11 protein-coding genes are annotated in these 10,396 nt (G+C 68.8%); 3 read left to right on the plus strand and 8 right to left on the minus strand.

The window, feature by feature from the left end; translation table 11 throughout:
- The 5 genes from ABTZ43_RS15655 to murI all read right to left on the minus strand — a co-directional run.
- Positions 1–555, minus strand: a 555-nt coding sequence (locus ABTZ43_RS15655) for a cation diffusion facilitator family transporter (RefSeq protein ID WP_350539465.1), incomplete at its 3' end; no start/stop codon positions are given.
- An 83-nt stretch (positions 556–638) separates the two neighbouring features.
- A complete protein-coding gene (locus ABTZ43_RS15660; protein ID WP_350539466.1) occupies positions 639–1,214 on the minus strand; it encodes a dihydrofolate reductase family protein in 576 nt (191 codons plus the stop codon).
- Between the two features lie 61 nt (positions 1,215–1,275).
- Positions 1,276–1,869, minus strand: coding sequence for an RdgB/HAM1 family non-canonical purine NTP pyrophosphatase (gene rdgB, locus ABTZ43_RS15665; RefSeq protein ID WP_350539467.1), 594 nt, complete (start codon positions 1,867–1,869; stop codon positions 1,276–1,278).
- A complete protein-coding gene (rph, locus tag ABTZ43_RS15670) occupies positions 1,869–2,603 on the minus strand; it encodes a ribonuclease PH (protein WP_045253494.1) in 735 nt (244 codons plus the stop codon). The genes rdgB and rph overlap by 1 nt, the downstream gene beginning before the upstream one ends.
- A 61-nt stretch (positions 2,604–2,664) precedes the next feature.
- Complete coding sequence (murI, locus tag ABTZ43_RS15675; protein WP_056420982.1) at positions 2,665–3,498, minus strand: glutamate racemase; 834 nt, start codon at positions 3,496–3,498, stop codon at positions 2,665–2,667.
- A 75-nt stretch (positions 3,499–3,573) separates the two neighbouring features.
- Between murI and ABTZ43_RS15680 the strand changes: the two genes are divergently transcribed.
- Positions 3,574–4,899 (plus strand): nicotinate phosphoribosyltransferase, encoded by a 1,326-nt coding sequence (locus ABTZ43_RS15680; protein WP_350539468.1) that lies wholly within the window; start codon positions 3,574–3,576, stop codon positions 4,897–4,899.
- A 22-nt stretch (positions 4,900–4,921) separates the two neighbouring features.
- On the opposite strand, the gene ABTZ43_RS15685 is transcribed toward ABTZ43_RS15680, so the two are convergent.
- From ABTZ43_RS15685 to ABTZ43_RS17260, 3 genes are read right to left on the minus strand one after another with little or no spacing between them, the layout of a single operon-like run.
- Positions 4,922–5,188: a DUF3039 domain-containing protein gene (locus tag ABTZ43_RS15685; protein ID WP_045253497.1), complete on the minus strand. Its 267-nt coding sequence runs from the start codon at positions 5,186–5,188 to the stop codon at positions 4,922–4,924.
- Between the two features lie 40 nt (positions 5,189–5,228).
- Entirely contained in the window at positions 5,229–6,794 is a 1,566-nt protein-coding gene (locus tag ABTZ43_RS15690) for a hypothetical protein (RefSeq protein WP_350539469.1), read from the minus strand.
- A complete protein-coding gene (locus ABTZ43_RS17260; protein ID WP_502885412.1) occupies positions 6,770–8,557 on the minus strand; it encodes an ABC transporter ATP-binding protein in 1,788 nt (595 codons plus the stop codon). The genes ABTZ43_RS15690 and ABTZ43_RS17260 overlap by 25 nt, the downstream gene beginning before the upstream one ends.
- Before the next feature lie 250 nt (positions 8,558–8,807).
- Here ABTZ43_RS17260 and ABTZ43_RS15700 point away from each other — a divergent pair, with 250 nt between their 5' ends.
- A complete protein-coding gene (locus ABTZ43_RS15700; protein WP_056420968.1) occupies positions 8,808–9,500 on the plus strand; it encodes a phosphocholine cytidylyltransferase family protein in 693 nt (230 codons plus the stop codon).
- Between the two features lie 80 nt (positions 9,501–9,580).
- Positions 9,581–10,396, plus strand: an 816-nt coding sequence (locus tag ABTZ43_RS15705; RefSeq protein WP_350539470.1) for a hypothetical protein, incomplete at its 3' end; no start/stop codon positions are given.

Raw genomic sequence — 10,396 nt, forward strand, 5'->3', positions numbered from 1 at the left:
GGCGGGCATCCAGCCGGTCGTGACGATGACGATCGCGGCGATGATCACCATCGCCGAGCCGATCAGATCGCCCATCACCTCGAGATAGGCGCCGCGGACGTTGATGCTCGTGCGCTGCGCGCGACTGAGCAACCACATCGAGATCGCGTTCGCGACGAGACCGACGATCGCGACGACGAGCATGAGCCCTCCGACGACCTCGGTCTCGCCCGGGTCGATCAGCCGCCCGACGGCCTCGATCCCGACCCATCCGGCGAGCAGGATCAGGATGATCGCGTTGATCAGCGCACCGAACACCTCGGCACGCTGGTATCCGAACGTCCGGCGGTCGTCGGCCGGTCGTGCGGCGACGGCCGCGGCGATCAGAGCGATCACGAGCGCCGAGGCGTCGGTGAACATGTGGGCGGCATCGGCCAGGAGCGCGAGCGACCCGGTGAAGATCGCACCCACGACCTGCACGACCATGATGGTCGCGGTCAGGCTCAGCGAGATCGCCAGAAGACGGCGATGACTCGCAGAGCGGATGCCGCCGGCAGCGGGCGCGTGATCGTGCATGTCTCCAGGCTAGACCGGCCACCGCGCCGTTCGGCGGGTCTCGGCGCAGTCGGGAATGGTGATGATTCTCAGTAGCCGCGTCCTCAGCGCAGGCGGGTGTATTCGAGCACGACGCAGCCGTTGTCGAACGCGCGCATCTGGTCGAGAGCGAACATCGTCGGGGCGAACGGGTGGCTCGCCATCGGGATGCCGGACCCCGCGATCACCGGGTACTTCTTGACGATGAGTCTGTCGATCTCGTCGAGCAGCACGCCCGCGAGCACCGCCCCACCCGCGAGGTAGATGCCGAGTCCGTGCTCGGCCTTGAGGGCACGCACCCTGGCGACCGGATCCGTGCGCACGATCTCGACGTTCGACTCATCCGGGTCGGCCACTGTCGTGCTGAACACCACGGTCCGCAACTGCGAGTACGGATCGGCGATCCCGGCCTGCAGCGCGGGCTCGTAGGTGCGACGACCCATCACGACCGTGTCGAACCGGGTGAGCGGCTCGTCGACGCCTCCCCGACCGACGCGGACGTGCGCAGGCTGGATGTCGGCGAGCTCCGTTCCCAGCGTCTCGGCGAACGCCGGGGTCACGGGATAGAAGTCGACCTCGTCGTCAGGCCCCGCGATGAACCCGTCGAGGGTCACGCCGATGTAGTAGGTGAGTTCTCGCATGCCGACCACAGTAACCACTACGCATGAAGTACGTCAAGCGTAGTGGTTGCTGTGCGGAGAGTCAGAGGTCGGCGAGGAGCGGTGCGAGCTCGCGGAAGGCCCGCGCCCGATGCGACTGCGACTGCTTCTCGTCGGCGGAGAAATCTCCCACGGTGCGCTCAGCGTCTGAGGGCTGTCCGTCGGGGATGAAGATCGGGTCGTAGCCGAACCCGCCGCCGCCGGATGCCGAGGTCGCGAGGCGCCCCGGCCAGTTCCCGACCACCACGTGCTCGGCACCCTCCGGGGTCACCAGCGCGATGGTCGAGGTGAAGTGGGCGCTGCGGTGCGGGTCCGCGATGTCCTGCAGCTGATCGAGCAGCAGTGCGAGGTTGGCTGCGGCATCCTTCTTCTGCCCCGCCCAGTAGGCGGAGAACACACCGGGTGACCCGCCGAGCACGTCGACGCAGATGCCGGAGTCGTCGGCCAGAGCCGCGAGGCCCGTGTGCAGCGAGGCGGCGCGCGCCTTGATGAGCGCGTTCTCCGCGAAGGTCACCCCGTCTTCGATCGGCTCCGGACCGTCGTAGCCGATGACCTCCAGATCAGGACGCGTCACCGCGACGATCTGCTGGAACTCGTCGACCTTGTGCGGGTTGTGCGTGGCGAGGACGACCTTCATCAGCCCGCGAGCGCCTTCAGCTGCTCGCTCTTCAGGTCGGCGCATCCGGCGACGCCCAGGTCGAGCAGCGCATCCAGTTCGCGCTTGTCGAAGGGGGCACCCTCGGCGGTTCCCTGCACCTCGACGAACAGGCCGCGACCCGTCACCACGATGTTCATGTCGGTCTCGGCGCGGACGTCTTCGACGTATGCCAGATCGAGCATGGGCTCGCCATCGATGATCCCGACGGACACGGCGGAGACCGAGTCCAGCAGCGGCGTCGAGTTCTTGCCGATGAACTTCTTCTCACGGCCCCACTCGATCGCATCGGCGAGAGCGACGTAGGCGCCGGTGATCGCGGCGGTGCGCGTTCCCCCGTCAGCCTGGAGCACGTCGCAGTCGATGACGATCGTGTTCTCCCCCAGGGCCTTGGTGTCGACGACCGCACGCAGCGCGCGGCCGATCAGGCGCGAGATCTCGTGCGTGCGTCCGCCGATCCGGCCCTTCACGCTCTCGCGGTCGTTGCGACTGTTGGTCGCGCGGGGAAGCATCGAGTACTCGGCGGTGACCCAGCCCTTGCCCTTGCCGGTGAGCCAGCGCGGCACCCCGTTCGTGAACGAGGCGGTGCACAGCACCTTCGTCCCCCCGAAGCTGATCAATGCCGATCCCTCGGCGTGGGCGCTCCATCCGCGCTCGATGGTGATCTCGCGGAGCTGGTCGGTGGAACGGCCGTCGGCACGGACGATGCTGGTCATGAGATTCCTTCGGGTGGAGGGTGGGTGAAGCGAAGACGGAGGGAGTCGGAGTGCGCCGAGGTCAGAGCCCGGCGGCGTGCCCCGGGAGGGTGATGACGCCGGTCTGCACGAGCTGCACGTCGCGCACCTCGCGACCCATCAGGCGGTTGGCGAGGGCGGTGAACTCGGTGGCGGAATCACCGGTCGCCTCGTACACGTACGACGCCGTGGCGTCGGGGGATGCGAGCAGATCTCCGCGAACCAGCTGCCGGTAGACGTCTCCCGCCGTCTCGTCGTCGCTGGAGACGAGCGTGACCCCCTCCCCCATCACGTAGCTGATCGCGCCGCGCAGGAAGGGGTAGTGCGTGCACCCGAGTACGAGCGTGTCGACCCCGGCGTCGCGCAGCGGTGCGAGGTACTGCTCGGCGGTGGCGAGCACCTCGGGGGTCCCGGTGATGCCGCCTTCGACGAACTCGACGAAGCGCGGGCATGCCGCGGTGAAGACCTCGAGACGCTCGTTCACCTCGAGCATGTCCTGGTAGGCGCGGGAGCCGATGGTCCCGACCGTGCCGATCACACCGACCCGACCGTTGCGCGTGGTCGACACGGCCCGGCGCACGGCGGGCCCGATCACCTCGACGACGGGTACGTCGTAGCGTTCGCGTGCGTCCCGCAGCATGGCCGCGGATGCCGTGTTGCAAGCGATCACGAGCATCTTGACGCCCTGGTCGACGAGAGTGTCGAGAACCTCGAGGCTGTAGCGCCGCACATCGGCGATGGGCTTCGGGCCGTAGGGCGAGTGCGCGCTGTCACCGATGTAGACGAACGATTCCCGGGGCAGCTGGGCTCGGATGGCCCTGGCCACCGTGAGTCCGCCGACACCGGAGTCGAAGATTCCGATCGGGGCGTCGTTCATGACTCCCCAGCCTACCCGCGCGCGCCGCTGGTCATGCTCAGGAACTCGAGCGGATCTCGTCACTATGCTGAGCGGATGACGACGTCCACGGCGCTTCTGACCGATCGTTACGAACTCACCATGCTCGCCGCCGCACTCCGCGACGGCACGGCCTCACGGCCCAGCGTGTTCGAGCTGTTCTCCCGCCGCCTGTCGGGCGGACGCCGCTTCGGCGTGGTCGCCGGTACGGGGCGTCTGCTCAGCCTGCTGCGCGAGTTCCGATTCGAGGACGACGAGCTGCGGTTCCTCCGCGACAACGACGTGGTCGACGCGGATTCGCTGCGCTACCTCGAGGACTACCGCTTCACCGGCTCCATCCGCGGCTACCGCGAGGGCGAGCTCTACTTCCCCGGATCGCCCATTTTGACGGTCGAGGGCAGCTTCGCCGATGCGGTGGTGCTCGAGACCCTGGCGCTCAGCGTCCTGAACCACGACTCGGCGGTCGCCACCGCCGCGTCCCGCATGAGCATCGCCGCCGGCGAGCGGCCGCTGGCGGAGATGGGCTCGCGCCGAGCCGCCGAGCAGTCGGCCGTCGCGGCCGCCAGGGCGGCGTACATCGCCGGTTTCGGCGCGACGAGCAACCTCGAGGCCGGGCGGCGCTGGGGGATCCCGACCATGGGGACCGCCGCGCACTCCTGGACGCTGCTGCACGAGAGCGAAGAGGAGGCGTTCCGCTCTCAGATCGACAGCCTCGGCACCGCGACGACACTGCTCGTGGACACCTATGACATCCGCACGGGCGTCGAGACCGCGATCCGAGTGGCTGGAACCGGCCTCGGCGGCGTGCGCATCGACTCCGGCGACCTGCCCATCGTCGCGGCCGAGGTGCGCGCGCAACTCGACGAGCTCGGTGCGACGGACACACGCATCACCGTCACGAGCGACCTCGATGAGTACGCGATCGCGGCCCTCGCCGCGTCACCGGTCGACGCCTACGGGGTCGGCACCTCGGTGGTGACAGGATCGGGCTACCCCACCGCCAGCATGGTCTACAAGCTGGTCGCTCGGCAGGATCCGAGCGGTGCCTGGATCGGGGTCGCGAAGGCCTCCACGGATAAGGCGTCGCACGGAGGGCGCAAGGCGGCGTTCCGCACTCTCGTCGACGGCGTCGCGACCGCGGAGACGGTGGTGGTGTCGGACGGCTTCGAGGAGCTCGGCACTCCCGCACAGCATCCGGACGGCCGCGCGCTGCAGACGACGTTCGTCGAGCGCGGTGAGATCGATCCGTCGTTCGAGGGTCCCGCGGGCACGGAGTCGGCCCGATCGCATCATCTGCGGGTGCGGGAGGAGCTTCCCGTGCGAGCGCTCGCACTGAGCAAGTCCGACCCGGCGATCCCCACGGTCTTCGTCGACGCGGGGTGAGCGTCGCGGACGCTGTGGCGCCTCAGCGCACCATCGATTCGTAGATCTCCTTGCAGGTGGGGCAGATCGGGAACTTCTCGGGGTCGCGGCCCGGCGTCCACTTCTTGCCGCACAGTGCGCGTACCGGCTTCCCGGTGATCGCGGACTCGAGGATCTTGTCCTTCTTGACGTAGTGCGAGAAGCGCTCGTGGTCTCCCGGTTCGAGATTCTCCTCGCGGAGGAGTTCTTCGAGTTCGCGATCGAGCGTTGCCACGCCACCCTGATCGGGGCTGTCCAGCGGAGTACTCATTCCGAGAGTCTAGCCGTGGTGCACGCGGGGTGGGCAGCGGTCACGCGGTCTCGACGAACTCCATCAGGCGCTCGCCCTGCCGCTCGAAGATGCGTCCGCCCAGTGCCACTCCCGCCACGAGCGCGACGATCCCGGTCGCGAGTCCCGCCCAGAACGTCGCGGGGGCGAACTGCCCGCCCTCGACGATCGTGAGCACGAGCAGCCAGATCGTCGGGATGCTGACCACGATCGCTCCGAGGAATGCGATCGCGGGCCCGTACGTGCCTCGAGAGGTCGGACGCTGCGGTTGCTGGAACGGGCTGTCACCCGGGCGCGAGACCGCATAGGGGGCGACGACCGACACGATGCTGGAGAAGCCGAGACCGGACAGCAGCAGGCTGGCGCCCAGACCGGTGAGCGGGAGCAGGAGCCGCCAGTCGTCGATCCAGAGCAGGGTGAGCGGCACGGCCACGGCGAGAACGGGGATCGCGACGAGCGCGACCGGGACCAGACGCCCCAGCCGGTCGGGCAGTCCCTTCACGCCGCTGGCGATGTGCGTCCACAGCGCGGTCGAATCGTACGCGACGTCGTTGTGCGGCAGCCATCCGAAGAACAGCGCCATGACCGGCACCGGTACGAGCGCGGCGATCTCGAGCGGAACACCCGCGACGAGGAGCGGCAGCACGGTGAGCACGCCGGCGACGGGCACCACGATGAGGTTCATGATGTACCGCCGGTCGCGCAGCCAGTAGACCAGGCTGCGCGAGGCGATCGCGCCGAACGCGTTCGACGGCATCAGGCCGAACCAGCCGAGACCCGAGCGCTCCCGCGAGGCCACGGGGCGTGCGGTGGTGGTCAGGAGCCGTCGCACCAGCCAGGACCAGAGGATCCAGAGTCCTGCCGCAGTGATCAGTGTGACGATGCCGCTGATCCATGAGCCGGTCGGATCGCCGGAGGCGAACGAGAAGAGCACGCGCGAGGGCGCGGCGAAGGGCGTGAGCCCGACGGATGCGGTGAGCGCACTCACTGCGGCGGGCACCTGTCCGTCCCACTTCAGTGAGGCGAGGAAGACGGCGACGGGGAACGCGACCACGACGACGGCCAGCGCGAAGAGGGCGGTGAGCTCGCGAGAGCGGCGTTCGGGGAGCAGAAGGGCGTTCACGGCCATGCTCACCCGCGCGGCGAGGGTCGCGGTCAGGAGACTGACGACGCTCATCAGCACGGCGAGCGCCCAGGGCGCGCCGAGGGTGATCGCGACAATGCACACGCTGATGTTGACCGCGATCAACGCGATGCTCGGGACGCTGACCAGGGAGGCGAGCGCCAGGATCCAGGGCATCTGCCGTTCGTTCACTCCGAATACCGCGAAGCGGCGGGGATCGAGCTGATCGGCGGATCCGACGAGAAGCGGTCCGACGAGGAAGCCGAGGAGCAGCGCCGCGCTGCCGAGGATGATGACGGTGCGTGCCACGGCCACGGGAGCGTCGACGAGGCTGAGCACGGCGGCGCAGACGACAGCGGTGAGGGCGACGACGACGGCGAGCACGACCAGCGTCCGGACCCGACGTTCGCCGCGCAGCGATCCGATCAGGAGCGCAGCCCTCAGTCGGAGAACGTGTGCAGCCACTCGAGCCCCTCCACCTCTCCGATGCCGCCGGAGAGCTCGACGAACCGCGCTTCGAGGCTCTGCCCCGCCCGCACCTCGTCGACCGTGCCCTCGGCGAGCACCTCACCTCCGACGATGATCGCCACGCGGGAGCAGACGCGCTCCACGAGGTCCATGCCGTGACTGGACAGGATCACCGTCCCGCCGTGTGCCACGTACGCACGCAGGATGTCCAGGATCACCGCCGAAGACACGGGATCGACCGCTTCGAACGGCTCATCGAGCACCAGCACACGGGGCGAGTGGATCATCGCACCGGCGAGCATGATCTTCTTCGTCATACCGGCCGAGTAGTCGGAGACGACGCGGTTGAGCGCTTCGCCCAGGTCGAAGGCCCGCGCGAGGTCTCCCACGCGCTTCTCGATCACGTCGGACTGCAGGCCCCGCAGCAGACCGTAGTAGTAGAGGAGCTGACGCCCGGTCAGTCGGTCGAAGGTCCGCAGGCGATCAGGGAGGACGCCCATCATGCGCTTCGCCGCGAGCGGCTTCTTCGCCTGGTCTATACCGCAGATCACCACCTCGCCCCGATCGGAGCGCAGCAGTCCCGCGACGATCGACAGCGTGGTGGTCTTGCCTGCACCGTTGGGGCCGACGATCCCGTAGAACGATCCGGCGGGCACGGTCAGATCGATGCCGTTGACCGCCGTGTGGTCGCCGAAGCTCTTGACGAGCCCACGGATGCGTATCGCCTCGCTCGCGGATGCCGCCCCGGGGCCGCCGACCGGCTGGCCGCCTGCGACCACGCCCGCGACGGCGGTCGCGTCGTCCTCGACGAGGGTCTGCTCGGCCTCGGCCTCGGCTTCGGCCTCGACTTCGGTGACCTCGTCATCGGTGCGCACCACATCGTCGGTCACTTCTTCCACGGGGGCTTCCTCGACCGCGGGAGGCTCCTCCACCGCGGGAGGCTCCTCCACCGCGGGAGGCTCCTCCACTACGGGCGCATCGGGCTCTTCCGCGACGACGATCGCGGGCTCCTGCGCCTCCGGCGCGCTCACCGCGGACTCGATGGACGCCGCCTCGTCATGTGCGGGGTCGATCAGCGTGTGCGTCTCGAGCGTGCCCGCGTCGCCGCCCTGAGCGTCGACATCCCGAGCTTCGCCACCCCGAGCCTCGACAGCCTGAGCCTCGACAGCGGCAGCCTTCTCCGCTTCGGCGGCCTTCATCTCCGCGGCCTTCACCTCCGCTTCGGCGGCCTTCGCCGCAGCAGCCTTGGCCGCCGCCGTCCGCGCGGCGGCCGTCTTGGCCGCCGTCGCACGCCCTGCCGCCGTGCGGGCCTCGGCCTTCGCTGCGGCGCTCTTCTCGGCTGCCGCCTTGGCCGCTGCGGTCTTCGCCGCGGTCGTCTTGGCTGCCGTGGCCCTCGCTGCGGTCGTCTTGGATGCGGTCGTCTTGGACGCTGCGGTCTTGGCCGCCGTGGTCTTGGGCGCGGAGCTTCTGGGCGCGGAGTTCCTGGCCGCGGCGGTGCGCGCGGCGGCGGCGGTCTTCTTCACCGGCGCGGCGGAGCCTGCCCCCTCGCCGGGGGGCGGACTGATCCGCAGAGCGGGCTCCGCGACGACCTCGATGGTCGCGGCGGCCTTCTCGGCGGCCGCCTTCGCCGGCGTCCGCGGAGTCGCGGCCTTCTTCACCGGAGCCTTCTTCGTCGGAGTCCTCCGAGCCGGCGTCTTCTTCTCAGGCGCGGGGGCAGCGTCAGCCGCCTGATCGGTGGGGTCGTCGGGGGAAGCAGTCACCGTCCTACGGTATCAACGGGCGATCGATTTCTTCGGGTCGCCGCAACAATTACCCGGCCGACGCGCAGGTTCACCGAAAACGCGCGCCCCCTTTACGAATCTGAGTGTGGGGTGTGTACTGGATCACGAATTGGCAACAGCGGCCTTCAGCCCCCGGGGTTCCCAGGCTCGGTCGATACCATGACTCTCGGCACGACGAAGTGTCTGATCGGTGAACCGATCGTGAACACAACTTCCTTTAGGAGCACTCGTGACTCTTCAGACCGTCATCCTCGCAGCCGGAATGGGCTCGCGCCTGGGCCGTGCGCTGCCCAAGCCGCTCACCGAGCTCAGCGACGGGCGCACCATCATGCGCCAGCAGCACGACAACATCCGCGCCGCCTTCGGTTCCGATGCCCGCATCACGTCCGTCGTCGGATACCGCGCCGAGACCATCATCGAGGCCTTCCCCAGCGTCAACTACGTGCACAACGAGCGCTACGACGAGACCAACACGTCCAAGAGCCTGCTGCGCGCCCTCGGCGCCACAGGCAAGGCCGGCGTTCTCTGGATGAACGGCGACGTCGTCTTCGACCCGATGATCCTCGGCCGCGCGGCGGCCTTCATCGAGCGCGACCAGTCCTTCGTCACGGTCAACACCTCGAAGGTCAGCGACGAGGAGGTGAAGTACACGGTCACGGCCGAGGGCTTCATCGACAAGCTGTCGAAGACCGTCAAGGGCGGCCTGGGCGAGGCCGTCGGCATCAACTACATCTCCGCCGCGAACAAGAAGGCGTTCATGCGCCAGCTGCAGCGGGTCGAGGACCAGGACTACTTCGAGCGCGGCCTCGAGCTCGCGATCGCCGAGGACGGGCTGCTCCTCGAGCCCATGGACGTCTCTGACCTGTACGCGGTCGAGGTCGACTTCGCCGAAGACCTCGAGCGGGCGAACCTGTTCGTCTGATCGTCTTCCACGAAAGCCCGGCCCCGTCAAGGGTGCCGGGCTTTCGGCATTTTCGCGGCAGGGGTTCCTAGGATCGACGCATGGCCTCCAAGGTGCACAAGATCCACTCCCTCCCCGATGATTCCCCGTGGGACAAGGGTGTGCCTCCCGTGGGCTCCACCGAGCATCCGCTCATGGTGCGAGGCCTCGACCGCGTGCTGTCGATCCAGCGACCTCTGGTGCTCGCGCACATCCGCAGCATCCGCCTGCGCAATCCGCAGGCATCCCCCGAGCAGATCATCCGCATCCTGGAGCGGCGATACCTCGCGGCGGTGACCACCGGAGGAGCAGCGGTCGGAGCCACGGCCGTCGTCCCCGGCATCGGAACCGGGATCACCCTCGCACTCTCCGGCGTCGAGACCGTCGGCTTCGTCGAATCGACGGCGCTGTTCGCGCAGTCCGTGGCGGAGGTGCACGGGATCGCCATCTCCAACCCCGACCGCGCGCGAGCGCTGGTCATGACCCTGATGCTCGGCAAAGAAGGCGTGGCGCTGGTCGGCCAGCTCGCCGGCGAGGCCACGGGCAAGGGCGGCACCCGGTCGTCGTACTGGGGAGAGATGGTCACGAAGTCGCTGCCCAAAGCGGCCGTCGGTCCGCTCGTCGACCGACTCAAGAGCATGTTCGTCAAGCAGTTCGCCACCCGAGGAGGTGCGTCGTTCGTCGGAAAGGCGCTGCCGTTCGGCGTCGGGGCCGCCGTGGGCGGGGCAGGCAACCACATCCTCGGCCGCCGGGTGCTCACCACGTCCCACCGCGCGTTCGGGAACGCGCCGATGGACTTCCCCCTCGAACTCGAACCCGTCGACGGCGCGGAGAAGCTGGAGCTGCGGATGCTGCACGGGGCGCAGTTCGTGGGGGGC

Origin of the sequence: Microbacterium sp. NPDC097977 (genome assembly GCF_040302605.1) — a bacterium.
In the GTDB taxonomy this organism is placed as follows: Bacteria; Actinomycetota; Actinomycetes; order Actinomycetales; family Microbacteriaceae; genus Microbacterium.